Source organism: Streptomyces sp. NPDC058000 (genome assembly GCF_042886435.1).
Classification (GTDB): Bacteria; Actinomycetota; Actinomycetes; order Streptomycetales; family Streptomycetaceae; genus Streptomyces.
Map to the genome: position 1 here is coordinate 1 of NZ_JBHVQS010000078.1, position 22,268 is coordinate 22,268.

The 22,268-nt window shown below is 71.1% G+C and carries 16 protein-coding genes; 6 read left to right on the forward strand and 10 right to left on the reverse strand.

Annotated elements, in window-relative coordinates:
• Positions 1 to 125: 125 nt before the first annotated feature.
• From ACFVT2_RS39080 to metH, 4 genes are all read right to left on the reverse strand, one after another.
• Positions 126 to 1,721, reverse strand: a complete 1,596-nt coding sequence (locus tag ACFVT2_RS39080) for an ABC transporter substrate-binding protein (protein ID WP_390026099.1) — start codon at positions 1,719 to 1,721, stop codon at positions 126 to 128.
• 81 nt (positions 1,722 to 1,802) lie between these two features.
• Complete coding sequence (locus tag ACFVT2_RS39085) at positions 1,803 to 3,410, reverse strand: ABC transporter substrate-binding protein (RefSeq protein WP_390026101.1); 1,608 nt, start codon at positions 3,408 to 3,410, stop codon at positions 1,803 to 1,805.
• A 360-nt stretch (positions 3,411 to 3,770) separates the two neighbouring features.
• The gene (locus tag ACFVT2_RS39090) at positions 3,771 to 4,484 is read right to left on the reverse strand and encodes an HAD family hydrolase (protein ID WP_390026103.1); all 714 of its coding nucleotides are present in this window, start codon (positions 4,482 to 4,484) and stop codon (positions 3,771 to 3,773) included.
• A gap of 229 nt (positions 4,485 to 4,713) precedes the next feature.
• Complete coding sequence (gene metH, locus ACFVT2_RS39095) at positions 4,714 to 8,223, reverse strand: methionine synthase (protein WP_390026105.1); 3,510 nt, start codon at positions 8,221 to 8,223, stop codon at positions 4,714 to 4,716.
• A 239-nt stretch (positions 8,224 to 8,462) separates the two neighbouring features.
• On the opposite strand from metH, the gene ACFVT2_RS39100 reads away from it, so the two are divergent.
• The 6 genes from ACFVT2_RS39100 (at position 8,463) to ACFVT2_RS39125 (ending at position 15,567) form a co-directional block, all read left to right on the forward strand.
• Positions 8,463 to 9,227, forward strand: coding sequence for an IclR family transcriptional regulator (locus tag ACFVT2_RS39100; RefSeq protein ID WP_390026107.1), 765 nt, complete (start codon positions 8,463 to 8,465; stop codon positions 9,225 to 9,227).
• A gap of 227 nt (positions 9,228 to 9,454) precedes the next feature.
• A complete protein-coding gene (locus tag ACFVT2_RS39105; protein ID WP_390026109.1) occupies positions 9,455 to 10,243 on the forward strand; it encodes an MIP/aquaporin family protein in 789 nt (262 codons plus the stop codon).
• Between the two features lie 46 nt (positions 10,244 to 10,289).
• On the forward strand, positions 10,290 to 11,846 hold the full coding sequence (gene glpK, locus ACFVT2_RS39110; RefSeq protein ID WP_390026111.1) for a glycerol kinase GlpK: 1,557 nt from the start codon (positions 10,290 to 10,292) through the stop codon (positions 11,844 to 11,846).
• A gap of 13 nt (positions 11,847 to 11,859) precedes the next feature.
• The gene (locus tag ACFVT2_RS39115; RefSeq protein ID WP_390026113.1) at positions 11,860 to 13,464 is read left to right on the forward strand and encodes an FAD-dependent oxidoreductase; all 1,605 of its coding nucleotides are present in this window, start codon (positions 11,860 to 11,862) and stop codon (positions 13,462 to 13,464) included.
• Positions 13,465 to 13,707: 243 nt separating this feature from the next.
• Complete coding sequence (locus tag ACFVT2_RS39120; protein WP_390026115.1) at positions 13,708 to 14,805, forward strand: LLM class flavin-dependent oxidoreductase; 1,098 nt, start codon at positions 13,708 to 13,710, stop codon at positions 14,803 to 14,805.
• Between the two features lie 90 nt (positions 14,806 to 14,895).
• Positions 14,896 to 15,567, forward strand: a complete 672-nt coding sequence (locus tag ACFVT2_RS39125; RefSeq protein ID WP_390026118.1) for a FadR/GntR family transcriptional regulator — start codon at positions 14,896 to 14,898, stop codon at positions 15,565 to 15,567.
• Positions 15,568 to 15,586: 19 nt separating this feature from the next.
• Here ACFVT2_RS39125 and ACFVT2_RS39130 read toward each other — a convergent pair whose 3' ends face one another.
• From ACFVT2_RS39130 to ACFVT2_RS39155, 6 genes are all read right to left on the reverse strand, one after another.
• Positions 15,587 to 16,372 (reverse strand): SDR family NAD(P)-dependent oxidoreductase, encoded by a 786-nt coding sequence (locus tag ACFVT2_RS39130; RefSeq protein WP_390026120.1) that lies wholly within the window; start codon positions 16,370 to 16,372, stop codon positions 15,587 to 15,589.
• Between the two features lie 143 nt (positions 16,373 to 16,515).
• Entirely contained in the window at positions 16,516 to 17,367 is an 852-nt protein-coding gene (locus ACFVT2_RS39135; RefSeq protein ID WP_390026122.1) for an amidohydrolase family protein, read from the reverse strand.
• Positions 17,368 to 17,403: 36 nt separating this feature from the next.
• Positions 17,404 to 18,405 (reverse strand): aldo/keto reductase, encoded by a 1,002-nt coding sequence (locus ACFVT2_RS39140; protein ID WP_390026124.1) that lies wholly within the window; start codon positions 18,403 to 18,405, stop codon positions 17,404 to 17,406.
• Between the two features lie 13 nt (positions 18,406 to 18,418).
• Positions 18,419 to 19,450, reverse strand: a complete 1,032-nt coding sequence (locus ACFVT2_RS39145) for an ABC transporter permease (protein WP_390026126.1) — start codon at positions 19,448 to 19,450, stop codon at positions 18,419 to 18,421.
• On the reverse strand, positions 19,447 to 21,051 hold the full coding sequence (locus ACFVT2_RS39150; RefSeq protein ID WP_390026129.1) for a sugar ABC transporter ATP-binding protein: 1,605 nt from the start codon (positions 21,049 to 21,051) through the stop codon (positions 19,447 to 19,449). Before ACFVT2_RS39150 ends, ACFVT2_RS39145 begins: the two co-directional genes overlap by 4 nt.
• Positions 21,051 to 22,094 (reverse strand): sugar ABC transporter substrate-binding protein, encoded by a 1,044-nt coding sequence (locus ACFVT2_RS39155; protein ID WP_390026131.1) that lies wholly within the window; start codon positions 22,092 to 22,094, stop codon positions 21,051 to 21,053. The genes ACFVT2_RS39150 and ACFVT2_RS39155 overlap by 1 nt, the downstream gene beginning before the upstream one ends.
• Positions 22,095 to 22,268 lie beyond the last annotated feature (174 nt).

Here is a 22,268-nt window from a genome sequence, read left to right on the forward strand (position 1 = left end):
GGCCGCGCCGAGCAGTCCGCCGGGCACTGGCCGGACGGCGTCTGGGTGGCCGAACTCGCCCCGCTGGAGAGCCCGGACGCCGTCCCCGCCGCCGTGGTGGTGTTCCGGCGTGCCGCCGGGCCGGCTCAGGCGTCGGCCGACTTGCTGATCTCCCAGAAGCGGAAGACGGTCGTGGAGTCCAGGGTCCATTCCAGGCCGGAGACGCCCTGGCGGGCGACCGCGTACTGCTTGCCCTGCCAGAGCGGGATGACCGGCAGGTCCTTGGCGACGATGTCCTGGAGCTCGCGGAAGGCGGCCTTGGTGGCGCCGCGGTTGGGCTGGTCGGCCGTCTCGGGCAGCAGCCGGCCGGTGATCTCCGGCGAGCTGTAGTGGTTGGCCAGCACGCTGTCCTTGCCGAAGAACGGCTGGGTGAAGTTGTCCGGATCCGGGTAGTCGGGGATCCAGCCCTTGACGTAGACGCCGAACCGGCCGGCGGCTATGCCCTCGTCGTAGTCCTTGGTGGGCACGCTGCGGACCTTGGCGTCGAACAGGCCGCTGGCGTTGAGTTGGGCGGCGATTTCCTGGACGGCGGCGACGGTGCCGGGGCCGAACCGGTCGGGGGTGGCCCACAGGGTGAGCGGGACCTTGCCCTGGACGCCGGCGTCGCGCAGCGCGGCGGTGGCCTTGTCGGGCGCCGGGCGGTCCCCGTAGGTGCTGAAGAAGGCGGTGTTGTGTCCGGTGATGCCGGCCGGGACGACCGAGTAGAGCGGTTCGGCGGTGCGCTGGTAGACGTCCCGGACGAGGGTGGAGCGGTCCAGGAGGTAGGCGACGGCCTTGCGGACGCCGAGTTTGCCGGCGACCGGGTCCTTGAGGTTGAAGACCAGGTGCATGACCTCGGCGCTGCCGCCCTCGACGACCTGGGTGCCGTGCTGCTGGTGCAGCGAGGCGCGGTCCAGTGCGGCGATGTCCTTCATGGCCAGGCCGCGGTAGGCGACGTCGACGCTGCCGCTCTGGACGGCCTTCTTGAGCTGGTCGCGGTTGCCGAAGAACTTCAGGGTCATCCCGGAGTTCCTGGCCTTGGCGGGGCCCTTGTAGGACGTGTTGACGGAGAACTTGGCCTGTTGGGGGCCGTAGGAGTCGAGGGCGTAGACGCCGGAGCCGACCGCCTTGCCGTCGGTGCGCAGCCGGTCGGCGGGGTAGGCGGTGTGGTCGACGATGGAGCCGGCGCCCGAGGCGATCTTCATGGGGAAGGTGGCGTCGGGCGTCTTGAGGTGGAAGACCACGGTCCGGGCGTCCGGGGTCTCGACGTTGTCCAGGGCGGCGAACATCACGGCGGGGCCGTTCGTGTCCTTGATGCGCCGGATGCGGTCGAAGGAGAACTTGACGTCCTGTGACGTGAGCTGGTCCCCGTTGCTGAAGGTCAGGCCGTCCTTGAGGGTGCAGCGGTAGACCTTGCTGTCGGAACCGGTGAAGCCGCAGCTCTCGGCGGCCTCCGGCTCCGGGGTCGTCCCGCCCTTGGGGAAGCTGAGCAGCGACTGGAAGACGTTGTTGAACAGCAGCCAGGAGCCGGGGTCATAGCCCGAGGCTGGGTCGGTGGCCACGACCTTGTCGGTCATGCCCATGACGACGGGTTCGCCGTGGCCGGACGACTCCGAAGTGTCCGTGCCGCACCCGGCGACCGCGAGCAGGGCTGTCGCCAGCCCCGCTCGGATCGGGGCGGCCAGCCACTGGTCACGCTTCACTCGGTGGTTCCTCACGTTCTGGTGGTGCCGGTCGGGCCGCGGCGGGGGGCCGCGGCGGGGACGGTGCGGAGCGGGCGGCGGTCAGCTGGAGACGCCGCGGCCCAGCTCCCAGATCTGCAGCGCCGAGGAGGAGTTGAGGGCCCATTCGACGCCGGTGATGTTGTCGCGGGCGGCGACGTACTGCTTGCCCTGCCACAGCGGGAGGTACGGGACGTCCTCGGCGAGGATGTCCTGGGCCTGCTTGAAGCCGGCCCCGGCGGCGTTGCGGTCGGTCTGCTGGCGGGTGGTGGGGATCAGCTGCGTCTCGATCGTGTCGTTGCGGTACGGGGAGTTGAGGAAGTTCCCCTTGCCCACGAACGGCGCGATGTAGTTGTCCGCATCCGGAATGTCGGCGAACCACCCCATGCCGAACGCGGCGTACTTGCCCTTCGACTCATCGGTGCGGAACTGCTGCCAGCGGTCGATGCCCTTGATGCTGACGTCGAACAGCTTGGTGCTGTTGAGCTGCTGCTGGAGGGCGGCGAACTCCTTGGCCGTGTTGGGGCCGTAGTGGTACTTGCTGTAGGTCAGGGTGAACTTCACCGGGGTGGTGATGTTCGCCTGCTGGAGGGTCTGCCGGGCGGCGGCGACATTGGGGTCGCCGTACTTGTTGAAGAAGGCGTTGATGTGCCCGTTGAGACCGCTGGGGACGAGCGAGTAGAGCGGGTCACCGGTGTACGCGTAGACGTCGCGCACCAGCTGGGAGCGGTTGACGACCTGCGCCATCGCCTGCCGGACGGCCTTGTTGGAGACGGCCGGGTCCTTGGTGTTGAAGGCGATGTAGCGGATCTCCTGGCCGGGCATCTCCTGGAGCATGAGGTGCTTGTCGCCGGAGTTCTGCAGACTCTTGACCTGGTCGGGCTTCAGACCGCGGCTCAGCACGTCGATATCGCCCTTGCGGAGCGCCGCCTCCATGTCCGCCGAGTCGTCGAAGAACCGCATCTCGACCTTGTCGTTCTTCACCTGAAGCCCGCCCTTGTACTCGGGGTTCTTGGTGAAGACGGCCTTGGTGAGGCGGTCGCCGCTGTGCTCGGTCTTGAGCTCGTACGGGCCCGAACCGACGGTCTCCCAGCCCTTGTAGAGGCTGTTGTTCGGGTACACCTGGCTGTCGACGATGGCCGCGGCGGGGGTGGCGAGCTTCTGCGGGAAGGTGGCGTCCGGCTTGGTGAGGTGGAAGACCACCTCACTGTCGCTGGGCGTCTCGACCCGGTCGATGTCGTCGAGCAGCGACACCGGACCGTTGGTGTAGTTGATGGTCCGCAGCCGGTCGATGGAGAACTTCACGTCCTGTGCCGTCAGCGCATGGCCGTTCGAGAACTTCAGGCCGCTGCGCAACGTACATCGGTACTGCTCGTTCTGGGTGTCCCGGAAGCCGCACGACTCGGCGGCTTCGGGCACCACGGCGGTGCCGGTCCGCGGCAGTCGCATCAGCGTCTGGAAGGTGCTGCGCAACACGTTCCAGGCGTCGACGTCGTACGCCTGCGCCGGATCGAGCGGCGCGGGGGCCGCCTTGGTGGCCTCGATCTGCGAGGCGACGCCGACGACGATCGGCGAGCCGCTCGAGCCCGCGCCGTCGGTGTTGCCGCAAGCAGCGAGAGCCGGGGCGAGGAGACCGGCCAGCGCCGGCAGCACCAAGGTCTTGCGATTCATCGTCGGCAGGTTCCTTATCAGCGCAGAGGTGTTGCTCGCGTCGAGATTAGTAGGCACCGCCAGCGGGTCATCGACGCAAGGAAGTTACATCGATATGGCGGTCGGATAACGGAGACTCGGTGATCGATAACCGGACGGTGGAACGTATCGCACGTTGCCCCATCAATCCGGACACTTGCCCCCGTAGAAACCACCGGTGAGACCCCCTGGAACATCGGCCGGGCCCTCTGTCGACGGCCCGGCGCGTGAGAAACGTCACGCATCCTAGCGGTCGGGCCGCCGCGTGAATTCCCCCGGGTATTCGTCACGGAAAATAAGCGGTTCGCTGCCGTGAGTTCCGGAGCATTCCGCGCAGTACGCTCAGTGCACGGTTCCCTGGCTTTCCGTGATGAGCGCCCGCAGAAAAGGGAGATCGACTTCTTCGAGGGAGCGCACCACGGTCCGCCCCGGAGCGGGCGGAATGGGCGTCACGGACGGCACCGCGACCACCTGGCAGCCGGCCGCCTCCCCCGCCCGCACCCCGGTCAGGGTGTCCTCGACGACGGCGCACCGGGCCGGGTCGACGCCCAGCCGCATGGCGGCGGTCAGATACGGGTCCGGGTGCGGCTTGGTCCGCATCAGATCGTCGCCGGCGATGGTGAGCTCGAAGTTCTCCGGGCCGAGGGAGTGCAGCACCTGCTCGATGACGGTCCGGTGCGAGGCGGAGACCAGCGCGGTGGGCACCTCGTGGGCGGCCAGCTCGGACAGCAGTCGGCGGGCGCCCGGCATCAGCGGGACTCCGCGGCTGATCCGGGCCGCGAACGCCTCGTTGAGCAGGGTGCTCAGCTCCGCCAGGCCGATGTCGGCGCCGGTCGCCCGAAGCAGGTAGCCGGCGCTGCGGGACATCGGACCGCCGACCACGACCTCCCGGTGGCACTCGTCGAGGGTGTGGCCGAGCCCGGCGAAGACCTCTGCCTCGGCCTCCCACCAGAAGCCCTCGGTGTCGACGAGCGTGCCGTCCAGATCGAGGAACACGGCCTGGAGGGTCGCGGCATCGGCCGTGCGGGTGCCGACTGCGGGGATGCTGCTGGTCATCCATCCACCTCCGTTGGGACGTCCCCGGAGGGACGAAAGGGCCGGCCGCCTCCCCCGGCGGGGGAAACGACCGGCCACTACCGGACCGACAAGTGTACGACGGTGCCCGGCGGAACGCCCGGTGAGTGCGGAGGATCCGCTTCCCGGGCGCTCGCCGGGCACCCAGCGCTACGGCGCGTCACCGGTCGGGGTCCCGGGAGCGGCCCCCGGACCCCGACCGGCCACCGCGCTACCGCGCGTTGAAGTACTTGGCCTCCGGGTGGTGGATGACGATGGCGTCGGTGGACTGCTCCGGGTGGAGTTGGAACTCTTCGGAGAGTTGGACGCCGATCCGCTCGGGCCGGAGGAGGTCGGCGATCTTGGCACGGTCCTCCAGGTCCGGGCAGGCGCCGTAGCCGAGGGAGAAGCGCGCGCCGCGGTACTTCAGCGCGAACATGTCCTCGACGTCGGCGGGGTCCTCCCCGGCGAAGCCCAGCTCGCCGCGGACCCGGGCGTGCCAGTACTCGGCCAGCGCCTCGGCCAACTGGACGGACAGGCCGTGCAGTTCGAGGTAGTCGCGGTAGGAGTTGGCTTCGAAGAGCTCGGCGGTGGCTTCGCCGATCTTCGAGCCGACGGTGACGACCTGGAGGCCGACGACGTCGGTTTCGCCGGACTCCTCGGGGCGGAAGAAGTCGGCCAGGCACAGGCGGCGGCCGCGGCGTTGCCGGGGGAAGGTGAAGCGGGTGCGTTCGGTGCCGTCCTCGCCCAGCAGGATCAGGTCGTCACCCTTGGACACGCACGGGAAGTAGCCGTAGACGACGGCCGCCTCCAGCAGGTTCTCGGTCTGGAGCCTCTCCAGCCAGCCCCGCAGCCGCGGCCGGCCCTCGCTCTCCACCAGCTCCTCGTAGGTGGGACCCTCGCCGGTGCGGGCCTGCTTGAGCCCCCACTGGCCCTTGAACAAGGCGCCCTCGTCGAGCCAGGAGGCGTAGTCGGCGAGCTGGATGCCCTTGATGACCCGGGTGCCCCAGAACGGCGGGGTCGGCACCGGGTTGTCGACGGCGACGTCGGAGCGGACCGCGCCCTGCTCCGGCTCCGGCTCGGCGGCCTGCACGGCTCGCTGCGGCACCCGACGCTGCTTCAGCTCCGGCAGCGCCGCCCCCGGCACGCCGCGCTTGACGGCGATGAGCGCGTCCATCAGCCGCAGGCCCTCGAACGCGTCGCGGGCGTAGCGGACTTCGCCCTCGTAGATCTCGTGGAGGTCCTGCTCGACGTAGGCGCGGGTCAGGGCGGCGCCGCCGAGGATGACGGGGTAGTCGGCCGCCATCTTGCGCTGGTTGAGCTCCTCCAGGTTCTCCTTCATGATCACGGTGGACTTGACCAGGAGTCCGGACATGCCGATGACATCGGCCCGATGCTCCTCGGCAGCCTCCAGGATCGCGGAGACGGGCTGCTTGATGCCCAGGTTGACGACGTTGTAGCCGTTGTTGGACAAGATGATGTCGACGAGGTTCTTGCCGATGTCATGGACGTCACCGCGGACGGTGGCCAGCACGATCGTGCCCTTGCCCTCGTCGTCGGACTTCTCCATGTGCGGCTCCAGATAGGCCACCGCGGTCTTCATGACCTCAGCGGACTGCAGCACGAACGGCAACTGCATCTGACCGGAGCCGAACAGCTCGCCGACCACCTTCATGCCGTCCAGCAACGTCTCGTTGACGATCTGCAAGGCCGGACGCTCGGCAAGCGCGGTCTGGAGGTCGGCCTCCAGGCCGTTCTTCTCACCGTCGATGATGCGCCGCTTGAGCCGTTCCTCCAACGGCAGCGCCGCCAACTCCTCGGCCTTGCCCGCCTTCAGCGACTTCGCGGTGGCACCCTCGAACAGCTCCATCAACCTCTGCAGCGGGTCATAGCCCTCACTGCGCCGGTCGAAGACCAGGTCCCGCGCCACGGTGACCTGCTCCTCGTCGAAGCGCGCGATCGGCAAGATCTTCGAGGCGTGCACGATCGCCGAGTCCAGGCCGGCCTTGACGCACTCGTCCAGGAACACCGAGTTCAACACGATGCGCGCGGCCGGATTCAAACCGAAGGAGATGTTCGACAGCCCCAACGTCGTCTGAACGTCCGGATGACGCCGCTTCAGTTCCCGGATGCCCTCGATGGTGGCGATCCCGTCCTTGCGCGACTCCTCCTGACCGGTGCAGATCGTGAACGTCAGGCAGTCGATGAGGATGTCGGACTCCCGCACCCCCCAGTTGCCGGTCAGGTCCGCGATCAGCCGCTCGGCGATCTCCACCTTCTTCTCGGCGGTGCGCGCCTGCCCCTCCTCATCGATGGTCAACGCGATCAACGCCGCACCATGCTCGGCCGCCAGCCGCGTCACCTTCACAAAACGCGAGTCCGGGCCGTCACCGTCCTCATAGTTGACGGAATTGATCACCGCACGGCCACCGAGCTTCTCCAGCCCCGCCTCGATGACCTCCAGCTCGGTGGAGTCCAAGACGATCGGCAACGTGGAGGCAGTGGCGAACCGGCCCGCCAACTCCGCCATGTCCGCGACCCCGTCGCGACCCACATAGTCCACACACAGGTCGAGCAGGTGGGCACCCTCGCGGATCTGGTCGCGGGCCATCTCCACACAGTCGTCCCAGCGGCCCTCCAGCATCGCCTCACGGAACTTCTTCGACCCGTTGGCATTGGTCCGCTCGCCGATCGCCAGGTAGGAGGTGTCCTGGCGGAACGGGACGGTCTGGTAGAGGGAGGCCGCGCCGGGCTCGGGACGGACGTCACGGACGGTGGGGGCAACGCCTCGGACCCGCTCGACGACCTGCCGCAGGTGCTCAGGCGTGGTCCCACAGCAACCACCCACCAACGACAGCCCGTACTCACTGACGAACGTCTCCTGCGCATCGGCCAGCTCGGAGGCGGTCAGCGGGTAGTGCGCACCGTTCTTGCCCAGGACCGGCAGGCCGGCGTTGGGCATGCACGACAGCGGGATGCGGGAGTGGCGGGCCAGGTAGCGCAGGTGCTCGCTCATCTCGGCCGGGCCGGTGGCACAGTTCAGGCCGATCATGTCGATGCCCAACGGCTCCAGCGCCGTCAGCGCCGCCCCGATCTCCGAACCCAGCAGCATCGTCCCGGTGGTCTCCACCGTCACCGAGCAGATGATCGGCAGGTCCGTACCCGTGACCGCGAGGGCCCGGCGGGCACCCAGCACGGCGGCCTTGGTCTGCAGCAGGTCCTGGGTGGTCTCCACCAGCAACGCATCCGCACCGCCGGCGATCATGCCCTCGGCATTGCTCTGATAGGCGTCCCGCAACGTGGCGTAATCAACGTGCCCGAGCGTGGGCAGCCTGGTGCCCGGACCCATCGAACCCAGGACGTAGCGCTGCTGCCCCGTGGAGGCGGTGAACTCGTCGGCGACCTCGCGAGCGATCGCCGCACCGGCCTGCGACAGCTCATGGACCCGATCCGCGATGTCGTACTCGGCCAGTGCAGCGAAATTCGCACCGAAGGTATTGGTCTCCACACAGTCCACACCCACAGCGAAGTACTCCTCATGCACCGACCGCACGATGTCGGGTCGAGTGAGGTTGAGGATCTCGTTGCAGCCCTCCAACTGCTGGAAGTCCTCCAACGTCGGATCCTGCGCCTGGAGCATCGTGCCCATCGCGCCATCGGCCACCACGACCCGCGAAGCGAGCGCTTCACGGAACGAGGAGACGCGGGACGAGCTGATGGACGAGGGCGTATTCGAGGCCATGGTGATGCTCCCGTGGTTGCGACGGCTGTCGGCTTTGCACCCCTCCCTGAAGAGGGCGCACCCGGCCAGCGTAGCTTCCGGGCCGGAACGAGTGTTCCCCATTCCACGGCGTGGACAGCGGTTCCCGAGCGCGGCTCCGTCCGTTATCCATGATCGTCGATGGCCCGGCCCTCTCCCGACGGTCGGCATGGGCCGATATCGTTCAGCATTGTCGAACCAGATATTTCGGAGGTCGCCCGATGGCACGCACGATCCAGTCGCTGGAGCGAGCAGCCGCGATGCTGCGGCTGCTCGCGGGGGGAGAACGACGACTGGGCCTCTCCGACATCTCCTCCTCCCTGGGGCTGGCCAAGGGCACCGCCCACGGGATCCTGCGCACGCTCCAGCAGGAGGGCTTCGTGGAGCAGGACCAGACCTCGGGCCGCTACCAGCTCGGCGCCGAGCTGCTACGGCTCGGCAACAGCTACCTGGACGTCCACGAGCTGCGGGCCCGCGCCCTGGTGTGGACCGACGACCTGGCCCGCTCCAGCGGGGAGAGCGTCTACCTGGGCGTCCTGCACCAGCAGGGGGTACTGATCGTGCACCACGTCTTCCGCCCCGACGACAGCCGGCAGGTGCTGGAGGTCGGCGCGATGCAGCCGCTGCACAGCACGGCGCTGGGGAAGGTGCTGTCGGCCTACGACCCGGTGGCGCACAGCGAGGCCCTGGAGGTCGAGCGGGAAGCGTTCACGCCGCGGACCACGACCGACCTGACGGACTTCGAGACGGTGCTGGACCTGACGCGGGCGCGCGGCTGGGCCGCGGACGTGGAGGAGACCTGGGAGGGCGTGGCCTCGATCGCCGCGCCGATCCACGACCGGCGGCGGATGCCGGTGGGTGCGGTGGGGGTCACCGGGGCCGTGGAACGGGTCTGCCGGGACGGTGAGCTGCGGCCGGAAATCGTCGCTGCGGTGAGGGATTGCGCACGTGCGGTCTCCCGTGACCTGGGAGCAGGGCGATTCTGACCCGCTATGCCCTAAATGTTCACCTAAGTTTTTCGCCATAGAACCCTTGACGAGGTCTGGGAGGTAAATAAAACTGCCGTTCGTCGGTCGGCATTGCCGAACACCTGACGGCAATAAGCGTTATGGTGTGGACTGCCGCGGGCCGACCAACGCCCTCTCGGAGGGCGCGGACCACCGGAGGGACCCGGGGTTCGCCTTCCCCTGGACGAAGGACAAAGGAGTCGCGGGTGTCCAGCTCCGACATCTTCATCAGCGAGACCATCGGTACCGCTGTTCTGATCTTGATGGGCGGTGGCGTGTGCGCCGCCGTCACCTTCAAGCGCTCCAAGGCGTTCAACGCCGGATGGGTCGCCATCGCCTTCGGGTGGGGCTTCGCCGTCCTCACGGGTGCCTACATCGCCGCCAAGTCCGGCGCACACCTCAATCCGGCCGTCACCATCGGCCTCGCGATCAAGGGCGGCATCGAGTGGAGCCAGGTGCCGGTGTACTTCGCCGGTGAGTTCCTCGGCGCCATGATCGGTGCGGTTCTGGTGTGGCTCACGTACTACGGACAGTTCCGGGCGCACCTGACCGACCCGGAGGTGCTGGCCGGCCACAACGGCGAGGAGGGCATGGTCGACCCGGCCGCCGCTCCGAAGGCCGGCCCGGTGCTGGGCATCTTCTCCACCGGCCCGGAGATCCGGAACGTGGTGCAGAACCTCGTCACCGAGATCATCGCCACCATCGTGCTCGTGCTGGCGATCCTCACCCTCGGGCTGAGCGACAACGGCAAGGGCGTGGGCGCGATCGGCACACTGCTGGTCGCCTTGGTCGTCACCGGTATCGGCCTGTCCCTGGGCGGTCCGACCGGGTACGCCATCAACCCGGTCCGCGACCTCGGCCCGCGCGTCGTGCACGCGCTGCTGCCGTTGCCGAACAAGGGGGGGTCCGACTGGGGCTACGCGTGGATCCCGGTCGTCGGCCCGCTGATCGGCGGAGCCATCGCCGGGGGCATCTACCAGTTGGCGTTCGCCTGAGCCGCCCCGTCCGCCCCTCCGCCCGCACCACATCCTGGAGCACACCATGAGCGACACCCCCAGCACCTCCTCGCACGGCCACGGCCCGTTCATCGCGGCGATCGACCAGGGCACCACGTCCAGCCGCTGCATCGTCTTCGACCGGGACGGCCGGATCGTCTCGGTCGACCAGAAGGAACACGAGCAGATCTTCCCCAAGCCGGGCTGGGTCGAACACGATGCGACCGAGATCTGGACCAACGTCCAGCAGGTCGTCGAGGGCGCCATCGACAAGGCCGCGCAGAGCAACCCCGGCTTCACCTCGGCCGATGTCAAGGCGATCGGCATCACCAACCAGCGCGAGACCACCGTCCTCTGGGACAAGAACACCGGTGAGCCGGTCCACAACGCCATCGTCTGGCAGGACACCCGCACCGACGGGCTCTGCAAGGAGCTGGGCCGCAACGTCGGCCAGGACCGCTTCCGCCGGGAGACCGGCCTGCCGCTGGCCTCCTACTTCGCCGGCCCGAAGATCCGCTGGCTGCTGGACAACGTCGAGGGCCTGCGCGAGCGCGCCGAGCGCGGCGAGATCCTCTTCGGCACCATGGACTCCTGGGTCATCTGGAACCTCACCGGCGGGGTCGACGGCGGCCGGCACGTCACCGACGTCACCAACGCCTCGCGCACCCTCCTGATGAACCTGCACACCCTGCAGTGGGACGAGAAGATCCTCACGTCGATGGACATCCCGGCGGCCCTGCTGCCGGAGATCCGCTCCTCCGCCGAGGTCTACGGCACCACCGCCGCCGGTGTGCTCGAAGGCGTCCCGGTCGCCTCGGCGCTCGGCGACCAGCAGGCCGCGCTCTTCGGCCAGACCTGTTTCGCCGAGGGCGAGGCCAAGTCCACGTACGGCACCGGCACCTTCATGCTGATGAACACCGGCCACGAGCCGGTCAACTCGTACAACGGGCTGCTCACCACGGTCGGTTACCGCATCGGCGACCAGCAGCCGGTCTACGCGCTGGAAGGCTCCATCGCCGTCACCGGCTCGCTCGTCCAGTGGATGCGCGACCAGATGGGGCTCATCAACAGCGCGGCCGAGATCGAGACGCTGGCCAGCACCGTCGAGGACAACGGCGGCGCGTACTTCGTGCCGGCCTTCTCCGGTCTCTTCGCCCCCTACTGGCGCTCGGACGCCCGCGGCGTCATCGCCGGCCTGACCCGGTACGTCACCAAGGCGCACATCGCCCGTGCCGTGCTTGAGGCCACCGCCTGGCAGACCCGCGAGATCACCGACGCCATGACCAAGGACTCCGGCGTCGAGCTGACCGCGCTCAAGGTCGACGGCGGTATGACCTCCAACAACCTGCTGATGCAGACCATCTCGGACTTCCTGGACGCGCCCGTGGTGCGCCCGATGGTCGCCGAGACCACCTGCCTCGGCGCTGCCTACGCGGCCGGACTGGCCGTCGGCTTCTGGTCCAGCACCGACGAACTGCGCGCCAACTGGCGCCGGGCCGCCGAATGGACCCCCCGCATGGAAGCGGCCACCCGTGACCGCGAGTACAAGAACTGGCTCAAGGCCGTTGAGCGGACCATGGGCTGGCTCGACGACGAGAGCTGACGAGGAGCACAACATGAGCACCCTGCAGAGCGTCCCGGCCCTCGGGACGCACCCGGCCGCCGGTTCCACCCCGAGCCGCGCCGAAACCCGGGAGCAGCTGTCCAAGGCGACGTACGACCTCCTGGTGATCGGCGGCGGCATCCTGGGCATTTCCACCGCCTGGCATGCCGCGCAGGCCGGACTGCGGGTTGCCCTGGTGGACGCCGGTGACTTCGCCGGCGCCACCTCCTCCGCGTCCTCCAAGCTGCTGCACGGCGGTCTGCGCTACCTGCAGACCGGTGCGGTCAAGCTGGTCGCGGAGAACCACTTCGAGCGGCGCGCGGTCTCCCGCCAGGTGGCCCCGCACCTCGCCAACCCGCTCACCTTCTACCTGCCGGTCTACAAGGGCGGCCCGCACGGCGCCGCCAAGCTCGGCGCGGGCGTCTTCGCCTACTCCGCGCTCTCCGCGTTCGGCGACGGCGTCGGCCACGTCATAAGCCCGGCCAAGGCCCAGCGCGACGTCCCGGAGCTGCGCACCGAGAACCTCAAGGCCGTGGCCGTGTACGGCGACGACCAGATGAACGACTCCCGGATGGCGCTGATGACCGTCCGCGCGGCGGTCGCCGCCGGCGCCACGGTCCTCAACCACTCCGAGGTCACCGGCATGCGCTTCACCCAGGGCCGGGTGACCGGCGCGGAGCTCAAGGACCGCCTGGACGGCAGCGAGTTCGGCGTCAACGCCCGCCTGGTGCTCAACGCCACCGGCCCGTGGGTCGACCACCTGCGCAAGATGGAGGACCCCAACGCGGCCCCCTCCATCCGGCTGTCCAAGGGCGCGCACCTGGTCCTCAAGCGCACCTCCCCCTGGAAGGCCGCGCTGGCCACCCCGATCGACAAGTACCGCATCACCTTCGCCCTCCCCTGGGAGGACATGCTGCTGCTCGGTACCACCGACGAGGAGTACGAGGGCGACCCGGCGGACGTCGCGGTCAACGAGAAGGACACCGCCCAGATCCTGGACGAGGCCGCCTTCTCCGTCCGCGACCAGCAGCTCTCCCGCGACCTGATCACCTACTCGTTCGCCGGTCTGCGGGTGCTGCCCGGCGGCCCCGGCGACACCTCCAAGGCCAAGCGCGAGACGGTGGTCACCGAGGGCCGCGGCGGGATGCTGTCGGTGGCCGGCGGCAAGTGGACGACCTTCCGGCACATCGGTCGTACGGTGATGAACAAGCTCGCCGCGCTGCCCGGCCACCCGCTGGCCGAGGACATGGAGCCGATCTCGCAGCTGCCGAAGAAGCTCCCGCTGCCCGGTATCGCCAACCCCAACGCGGTCGCCCACCGCCTGCTGATCGACGGCGGCACCCCCGGCCCGCGGATGGCCGGCGACACCGCGCGGCACCTCGCCACCCACTACGGTTCGCTCTCCTTCGACATCGCCCGGCTGGCGAACGAGGACCCGGCGCTGGCCGAGCGGATCCACCCGGACGCGCCGGAGATCTGGGCGCAGGTCGCCTACGCCCGGGACTACGAGTGGGCCGAGACCGTCGACGACGTGCTGCGCCGCCGGACCACGCTGACCATCCGCGGTCTGGACAACGAGGACGTGCGCGCCCGGGTCAAGGGCATGCTGGAGCGCTGACGCACGGCCAGTAGGCCGGTCGGTGAACGGTGGTGGGGCGGCCGGGGGGCCGCCCCACTCGCCTTTCCGGAGCACATCACGGCGCGCGTCCCCGAACGGGGCGCGCGCCGCGGTCATTCCCGTACCCCTGCCATGCGACTGACACACCGCGGCAACGTCCGGCGCGCACAGTGAGAGGGGCGACCGTCGGAGGCCGGCAGTGCGCCCACCCGCTCGGGCGGAACTCCACGCCGGAAGGACCCCATGAAATTCTCCGTGCTCTCCCTGATCGGCCATGCCCCGCACCCGCTGACCGGTCATCTCCCCTCCCCCGCCGACCGGTTCGCGGAGGTCGTCGAGACGGCCGTGGCGGCCGAGCGGCTCGGCTTCGACGCGTACGCCGTCGGTGAGCGGCACGCCGGGCCGTTCCTCTCCTCCAGTCCGTCGGTGGTGCTGGGGGCGCTGGCCGCCCGGACGTCCCGGATCCGGTTGCTGACCGGAGTGACCGTCGTGGCGATCCTCGACCCGGTGCGGGTCGCCGAGGACTACGCGACCCTCACCCAGCTCGCCCGCGGCCGGCTCGAACTCGTCGTCGGCAAGGGCGCGGAGGCCGGGCACTTCGACCTGTTCGGGCTCGACGAGGAGCGGCAGTGGGACCTCCAGGCCGAGAAGTACGAGCTGCTGCGCCGGCTGTGGAGCGAGGAGAACGTCGACTGGGCGGGCGAGTTCCGGCCGCCGTTGAAGGACGTGACGACCGTGCCGCGCCCGTACGGCGGTCCGCCGCGGATCTGGCACGGCTCGGCCACCAGCCGCAACTCCCCCGAACTCGCCGCGAAGCACGGTGATCCGCTGTTCACCGCCAACGCCATCCAACCGCGGGCCGCCTACGCCGAGTTGATCGCGCACTACCGCGAGCGGTTCGCCGCGTACGGCCACGATCCGGCGCGGGCCCGGGTGGCCGCCGGCTCCGGCGGCCTGCTGATCGCCGACACCGAACGGGAGGCGATCGCCCGCTACAAGGACCTCTACGAGGCGAAGGTCGCCCAGACCTTCCGACCGCACCTGGCGGGCAAGGCCGGCTACAACACCCCGTTCCGCACCATCGAGGACGCCATCGCGGACGGTCCGCAGCTGATCGGTTCGCCGCAGCAGATCATCGACAAGATCCTCGGCTACCACGCGGTGTACGGGCACGACCTCCAGTCGATCACCGTCGACGGCTTCGGTCTGGAGCACGGCGAACAGGTGGAGACCCTCCAGCGGTTCGCCGAGGAGATCGCCCCGGTGGTCCGCCGCGAGGCGCCCAGCACGCTGTGGGAGGCCCCGGCGGGCGAGGCCGGGGCGGGCGGGGAGGGGCGCTGAGCGGGCCCGCGGGTCATAATGCCCCCAGACATCGGATGTCTGGGGGCGGTGCCCGCGGCGTCCGGGCGGGTCCGGACCGGGAGGGCGGCCATGGCGGTCACCGACGAGGCCATCGAGAAGATCAAGGGGATGATCGTCTCCGGTGCGCTGCGGCCGGGTGACCGGCTGCCCAAGGAGAGCGAACTCGCCGCCGAACTGGGGCTGTCGCGCAATTCCCTGCGGGAGGCGGTGCGGGCGCTGTCACTGATCCGGATCCTCGACGTCCGCCAGGGCGACGGCACCTACGTCACCAGCCTGGACCCGCAGCTCCTGCTGGAAGCGATGAGCTTCGTGGTGGACTTCCACCGCGACGACACGGTGTTGGAGTTCCTCGCCGTCCGCCGGATCCTGGAGCCGGCCGCCACCGGCATGGCGGCCGGCCGGCTCCCCCCGGCCGAACTGGACGCGCTCCAGGCCCAGTTGGACGCGTTGGGCCCCGCGCCGGCGGTGGAGGACCTGGTCGCCGGCGACCTGGAGTTCCACCGCCGGATCGTCGCCGCGTCGGGGAACTCCGTGCTCTGCTCGCTGCTGGACGGCCTGTCCGGGCCGACCACCCGCGCCAGGATCTGGCGCGGGCTGACCCAGAAGGACGCGGTCGCCCGCACCCTCACCGAGCACCGGGCGATCCTCGGCGCGCTGCGCGACGGGGACGCCGAGGCGGCGCGGGCGTGGGCGACGGTGCACATCGCCAGTGTGGAGCAGTGGCTGCGGGCGTCACTGTGAGGGCGCCCGCGGCCGGTGGTCAGACCGCGAAGCCGCCGTCGACCGCGAGCGCGGCACCGGTGATGTACCGGCCGCCGTCGCCCGCCAGGTGGGCCACCGTCGCCGCCACGTCCGCCGGCTGCCCGTAGCTGCCGAGCGAGGTCAACTGGGCCTGGAATGCGGCGTTCTCGCCGTCCGCCGGGTTCATGTCGGTGTCGATGGGACCCGGGTGGACGAGGTTGACGGTGATGCCGCGCGGGCCGAGTTCCCGGGCCAGCGCCTTGGTCAGGCCGCCCAGCGCGGCCTTGCTGGCGGTGTAGAGGGAACTGCCGGGGAAGGCCACCCGTTCGGCCATGCAGCTGCCGATGGAGATGATCCGGCCGCCCTCGGAGAGGTGGGCGGCCGCGGCCTGGGCGGCCAGGAACGGGGCCCGGACGTTGATCGCCAGCACCCGGTCCACGTCGTCGAGCGAGATCCCCTCGAAGGGGCCCATGACGCCCGCGCCCGCGTTGTTGACGAGGATGTCCAGCCGCCCGAACCGGTCGGCCGCGGCGGCCACCGAGGCCCGTACCGCGTCCGGGTCCGCGCCGTCGGCCCGGATCGCCCAGGCCCGTCCGCCGGTCCGCTCGATCTGCTGGACGACCTGGGCGGCCAGGTCGTCCCGGTGCTGGTAGGTCAGCGCCACCGCCGCCCCGTCGGCCGCCAGCCGCGCCGCGATCGCCGCGCCGATACCCCGGCTGCCGCCGGTCACCAGGGCCGCCTTGCCGGTCAGCGGGCGGGTGCCGGGCACGGGGGTTGCGGACGCCATGGCCGTCGTCATCGTCATCACCTTTGTCTCATCTTCATCTTCGAACCGTACGTACCGTGTTGAGGGCATCTGGAAGGGTTTCTGCGCTTCCGGGTGCTTCCTCCGCGGTATGGCTCGATCCTCCGGCACCGCGACGGGCGGCGCTGGCGGAATCCGGACGCCTAGTCCGGGCCCGACGCGGGCCGTGTGGCGAGGTCGTAGACCCGTGTGGCCGTGCCGCCGAAGACCGCCGCACGTTCGGGCGGGGTGAGGTGGTCGGTGGCGGCTTCGGCGAGGGCGACGACCTCCCCGTAGCGCGCTGCCAGGGTGCAGACCGGCCAGTCGGAGCCGAACATCACCCGGTCGGGGCCGAAGACGTCCAGGACGTGCCGGGCGTAGGGCAGGATCTGCGGCGGCCGCCAGGCGGACCAGTCGGCCTCGGTGACCAGGCCGGAGAGCTTGCAGGTGACGTTGGGGAGGGCGGCGAGCGCGGTGAGCGCGTCCGCCCAGGGCTGCCAACCGCCGTGGGCGACCGCCGGTTTGGCGGCGTGGTCCAGGACGAAGGACAGCTCCGGCAGGGCCCGGACGGCGGCCTGGGCGGCGGGCAGTTCGCGCGGGGTGACCAGCAGGTCGTAGACGAGTCCGCGGCCGGCCAGGGTACGCAGGCCGCGCCGGACGGCGGGGCGGGCGAGCCAGTCGGGGTCGGGTTCGTCCTGGACCTGGTGGCGGAGGCCGACGAGTCCGGCGGGCAGGGCGGCGAGCGCGTCCGGCAGGCCGGCGGCGGTGAGGTCGGCCCAGCCGACGACGCCGCGCACCGGCCCGTCCCCGGCGGCGACGGCGAGGAGTTCGACGGTCTCCCGGTACGAGGCCGAGGACTGGACCAGGACGGTACCGGCGATGCGGTGCGCCGCGAGGTGCGGGGCGAGGTCGGCCGGGGCGTAGCCGCGGCGGATCGGGTCGGCCCAGGGCCCGTCCATCCAGGGCTGGTCGCGGCGGGTGAGGTCCCACAGGTGGTGGTGGGCGTCGATGCGCATCGGGGCGGCTCCGCTGGTCGGGTCGGCGGGCGGGGGTCAGGCGTCCAGCGGCAGCGGCAGGTCGGGGTCGAGCAGGCCGCGGGCGACGAGGGCGGGCCAGAGGTCGTCCGGGACGGGGTGGTGGAAGAGGGCGGCGTTCTCGGCGGCCTCTTCGGGCGAGGCGGCGCCGACCACGGCCGCGGCGACGGCCGGGTGTCCGAACGGGAAGCGGAGCGCGGCCGCCTTGAGGGGGACGTCGAACTCGGCGCAGACGGCGGCCAGTTGACGGGCCCGGGCGAGCACGGCGGGCGGCGCGGGCGCGTAGTCGTACGGGGCGCCGGGGGACGGATCGGCCAGCAGACCGGAGTTGTAGACCCCGCCGACCACCACCGACGTGCCGCGCCGGGCGCACACCGGCAGCAGGTCGTCGACGGCGGTCCGTTCCAACAGTGTCCAGCGGCCGGCGCAGAGCACCACGTCGACGTCCAGGTCGGCGACCAGCCGGGCCAGCACACCGCTGTGGTTCATGCCGAAGCCGATGGCTCGGACCCGCCCCTCGGCGCGGAGCTCGGCCAGCGCCGGGTAGCCCGTGGCGTAGACCTCGGGGAGGTGGTGCTCGACGTCGTGGAGGTAGACGATGTCCACCGCGGCCACGCCGAGCCGGGCCAGGGACGCCTCCAGGGTGGCCCGGATGCCGTCGCGGGTGAGGTCGCGGACCCGGGCCCGGGCGGGGGTGGCCACGAAGCCCTCGCCGGACGGCTGCTCGCCGGGGGCCAGCGGGCGGAGCCGGCGGCCGACCTTGGTGGACAGCACGTAGCCGGTGCGGTCGAGGCCGCGCAGCGCCCGGCCGAGGCGCTCCTCGGAGAGGCCGACGCCGTAGTGCGGGGCGGTGTCGAGGTAGCGGGCGCCGGTGGCCAGGGCGGTGCGGACGACGGCTCGGGCGCGCTCCTCGGGGACGGCGCGGTAGAGGTTGCCGAGCGGGGCGCAGCCCAGGCCCAGCGGTGGGACGGTGACGCCGCTGCGGCCCAGTTCCCGTGGCCCGTGGGGCGGTCGGCTCATGGCGGCGGTCCCTTCAGTCCTGCTTCTCGCCGCTGGTGAAGCGGGAGACGATCAGCGCGAGGAGGATGATCGCGCCGTTGAGGAACTGCGTCCACAGCGGTGGCACGCCGCCCAGGGTCATCACGTTGATGACGAGTTGGAGGGTGAGGACGCCGGTGAGCGCCCCGAAGAGGGTGCCGCGGCCGCCCTTGAGGCTGATGCCGCCGATCACCGCCGCGGCGAATACTTGGAAGATCCAACCGCTGCCCTGGCTGGCGGAGACCGCGCCGTAGTGGCCGGTGTAGAGGATGCCGGCGAAGGCCGCGAGGACCCCGGCGAGGACCAGGACGATCCAGGTGACCCGGTCGGTGCGGATGCCGGCGGCCCGGGCCGCCTCCGGGTTGCCGCCGATCGCGTAGAGCGCCCGGCCGTGCCGGAGGTAGCCGAGCGCCGCGCCGCCGAGGGCGAAGAGGGCCAGGCAGATCCAGACGGCGGCCGGGACGCCCAGCCAGGTGGCCTGGCCCAGGTAGGCGAAGGAGTCCGGGACGTCGCCGATGGAGCGGCCCTCGGAGAGGCCGACGTGCAGGCCGCGCAGCATGGTGAGCATGCCGAGGGTGGCGATGAAGCCGTTGACCCGGAGCCGGAGGATGAGGAAGCCGTTGGCGGCGCCGATGATCGCGCCCACGGCCAGGCAGAGCGGGACCGCCGTCCAGGAGGGCAGCAGCCCCAGCCCGGCGAAGCGGGTGCCGTGCGCGGGCAGGACCAGCCACAGGGCGACCACCGGCGCCAGTCCGATGGTCGACTCCAGCGACAGGTCCATCCGCCCGCTGATCAGGACCAGCGCCTCACCGAGCACCAACAGGCCGAGTTCGGTGGACTGTTGGACGACGCCGATGAGGTTGTCCTCGGTGAGGAAGGCGGGCGAGACGATGAAGCCGATGACGCCGAGGAGCAGGATCACCGGGACGAGGGAGAAGTCCCGCCAGCGGCCCGGTGCGAGCCGGGGGCGGCGCACCGGGGCGGCCGGTGGCGCCTCGGCGCCCGGTGGTGCCGTGGTCTCGGTCATGGCGCGGTCCCTTCCGTCGTGGGGGTGTCCGGTGCGGTGGGCGGGCCCGCGGTGACGGAGGTGCCGGAGGTGACGCCCTCCATGGCGGCCACCAGGTCCGCCTCGCGCCAGCCGCGGGGGAACTCGGCCCGGGTCCGGCCGCGGAAGACCGCCACGACCCGGTCGCAGACCCGCAGGTCGGCCAGCTCGTCGGAGACGATCAGGGCGCCTCGGCCACCGTCCGCGACCTGCCGTACGACGCCGAGCAGGGCCTCCTTGGACCGGACGTCCACGCCGTTGGTGGGGCGGACGGCGACCAGGACGGCGGGGTCGCGGGCCAGCGCGCGGGCGACCACCACCTTCTGCTGGTTGCCGCCGGAGAGCCCGGCGACCGGCTGGCCGGGCCCGGTGGTCTTGATGTCCAGTGCCGCGATCATCCGCCGGGCGAACTCCCGGGTCCGGGCGGGCAGGACGGTCCCCAGCGGGCCCAGCTGCCCGGTGACGGCCAGGGTGGCGTTCTCGGCGACGCTGCGGCCGGGGACCAGTCCCTCGCGGTGCCGGTCCTCGGGGACGTAGCCGATGCCGGCGTCCAGGGCGTGCGGCACGCTTCCGGGGCGGACCGGCCGGCCGCGGACGGTGATCCGCCCGGCGTCCGGGGTGCGCAGTCCCGCCAGCGCCTCGGCGAACGCGGTGGTTCCGCCGGCGGCGGCGCCGGCCAGGCCGACCACCTCGCCGGCCCGTACGGTCAGGTCGAGCGGGCCGAAGTGCCCTTGCAGGGCCAGTCCTTCGGCCCGCAGCAGCGGTTCGCCGGCGGGGTGCGCGGCGGGCGGGAGCGGCGGCGCACCGGCGCGGGCGGGGCGCCGGCGCCCGGTCTCCTCCCCCGCCATCGCCGCCACCAGCGCGTCCTCGGTCAGCTCGGCGACCGGGGCGGTCAGCACCCACCGGGCGTCCCGGAGGACTGTAACGGTGTCACAGAGCGCATGGACCTCCTGGAGGTGGTGGGAGATGAACAGGAACGCCACTCCCTGGGCGCGCAGTTCCCGCAGTTTGGTGAAGAGCCGGGCGATACCGGCCGCGTCCAGCCGGGCGGTGGGCTCGTCCAGGATGATCAGCCGGGCGCCGTGCGTCAGGGCGCGGGCGATCTCCACGAACTGGCGCTGTTCGACGCCCAGTTCCCCGAGGCGGGCGGCCGGATCGACGTCCACGCCGTAGCCGGCGAGCAGGTCCCGGGCCCGGGTGCGCAGCGCCCGCCAGCGGATGGCGGGACCGCCGGGGAAGCGGTTGAGGAAGAGGTTCTCGGCCACCGTCAGTCCGGGCACGGTCATCGGCCGCTGGTGGACGCAGGCGACCCGGCGCTGCCAGGCGGCGGGGTCGCCCCGGCCGGGCGCGGGCGCCCCGCCGAAGGTGACCCGCCCGGCGTCCGGCCGGGCCATCCCGGTCAGCACCGCCACCAGGGTCGACTTGCCGGCGCCGTTGCGGCCGACCAGGGCGTGCGCCTCTCCGGGCCGGACGGTCAGGTGGACCCCGTCGAGGGCGAGGGTGGGCCCGTAGCGCTTGACGATGCCCTCGGCGTGCACCGCCGCGGGCCGTTCGGCCGCCGGGCCGCCGCCGGGGGCGGCCATCACTTCCCCTTCGCCAGCTGATTGGCCCACAGCTGCGGGTCGTTGACGTTGTCCTTGGTGACCAGGGGCGCGGGCAGTTGGTCCTCCCACCCGTTCTTGATCTTCACGATGGTCGAGCCGTGGTCGGTCGGCCCGGGCCGGAAGGTCTTCCCGGCGAGCGCCGCCCGGGCGTAGTACAGGGCGTACTTGGCGTAGAGGTCGGCGGGCTGGGAGAGGGTGGCGTCCAGGGTGCCGGCCCGGATGGCGGCCAGTTCGTCGGGGATGCCGTCGTTGGAGATGAGCGTGAGGTGGCCCGGTGTCCCGGCGGGTTCGAGCAGTCCGCGCTGCTGCAACAGGGCCAGCACCGGCTGGAGGAAGGCGCCGCCGGCCTGGAGGTAGACGCCGTCGAGGTCCTTGTGCTGGGCCAGCAGGCTCTGGAGCTTGGCGGAGGCGACCTCGCCCTTCCAGTCCGTGGCCAGTTCGTGGACGGTGATCCCGGGGAACTTCCGCTTCATACAGGCCGCGAACGCCTCCGAGCGGTCCCGCCCGTTGATCGAGCTGAGGTCGCCCTGGAGTTCGGCGACCCGGCCGTGGCCGCCGAGCCGCTTGCCGAGGAACTCGCAGGACCGCTCCCCGTAGGCGCGGTTGTCGGCCCGGACGACCATGTAGACCGGGCCGTCGTCGGGGCGGGTGTCGACGCTGACGACCGGGATCTTCTTGTCGGCCAGGCGCCGGAGTTCGGCGGTGATGGCGCCGGTGTCCTGCGGGGCCATCACGATCGCCCGGGCGCCCTGGCTGGTCAGCGCCTGGACGTCGGAGACGACCTTGGCGATGTCGTTCTGCGAGTTGGCCAACGGGAGCGCGGACGGGCCGCCGTGGGACAGGTCCGCCTCCAGGTACTGCTGGTAGGAGTTCCAGAAGTCGGTGTCGGTGCGGGGCACGTCGATGCCGATCCGGCCCGCGGCGTCGCTGCCGCGGTTGCAGCCGGTCAGCGCAGCCAGGGTGGCCAGCGCGAGCACCGCGGCTCCGGCCGCCGCGCCGGTGGTGCGGGTACGCAGTCTCATGGGTGGTCCCTCGCGTCGGGTCGGTGTTCCCTCGGTCGTGGTGTTCCCTCGGTCGTGACGGGCGGCGGTCGCAACGGGTAGCGGTCGTAACGCGTGGCGGCCGTGGTTGGCGGCCGAGTGGAGAGTGGCCGTAGTGGAGAGCACCCGTAGGGAGGAGCGGGGGCCTGCCGGACG

Coding starts and splice junctions, on each gene's coding strand:
- ACFVT2_RS39085 (WP_390026101.1), bottom strand. CDS start 3,410: ATGAATCGCAAGACCTTGGTGCTGCCGGCGCTGGCCGGTCTCCTCGCC.
- ACFVT2_RS39090 (WP_390026103.1), bottom strand. CDS start 4,484: ATGACCAGCAGCATCCCCGCAGTCGGCACCCGCACGGCCGATGCCGCG.
- metH (WP_390026105.1), bottom strand. CDS start 8,223: ATGGCCTCGAATACGCCCTCGTCCATCAGCTCGTCCCGCGTCTCCTCG.
- ACFVT2_RS39100 (WP_390026107.1), top strand. CDS start 8,463: ATGGCACGCACGATCCAGTCGCTGGAGCGAGCAGCCGCGATGCTGCGG.
- glpK (WP_390026111.1), top strand. CDS start 10,290: ATGAGCGACACCCCCAGCACCTCCTCGCACGGCCACGGCCCGTTCATC.
- ACFVT2_RS39115 (WP_390026113.1), top strand. CDS start 11,860: ATGAGCACCCTGCAGAGCGTCCCGGCCCTCGGGACGCACCCGGCCGCC.
- ACFVT2_RS39120 (WP_390026115.1), top strand. CDS start 13,708: ATGAAATTCTCCGTGCTCTCCCTGATCGGCCATGCCCCGCACCCGCTG.
- ACFVT2_RS39125 (WP_390026118.1), top strand. CDS start 14,896: ATGGCGGTCACCGACGAGGCCATCGAGAAGATCAAGGGGATGATCGTC.
- ACFVT2_RS39130 (WP_390026120.1), bottom strand. CDS start 16,372: ATGACGATGACGACGGCCATGGCGTCCGCAACCCCCGTGCCCGGCACC.
- ACFVT2_RS39135 (WP_390026122.1), bottom strand. CDS start 17,367: ATGCGCATCGACGCCCACCACCACCTGTGGGACCTCACCCGCCGCGAC.
- ACFVT2_RS39140 (WP_390026124.1), bottom strand. CDS start 18,405: ATGAGCCGACCGCCCCACGGGCCACGGGAACTGGGCCGCAGCGGCGTC.
- ACFVT2_RS39145 (WP_390026126.1), bottom strand. CDS start 19,450: ATGACCGAGACCACGGCACCACCGGGCGCCGAGGCGCCACCGGCCGCC.
- ACFVT2_RS39150 (WP_390026129.1), bottom strand. CDS start 21,051: ATGGCCGCCCCCGGCGGCGGCCCGGCGGCCGAACGGCCCGCGGCGGTG.
- ACFVT2_RS39155 (WP_390026131.1), bottom strand. CDS start 22,094: ATGAGACTGCGTACCCGCACCACCGGCGCGGCGGCCGGAGCCGCGGTG.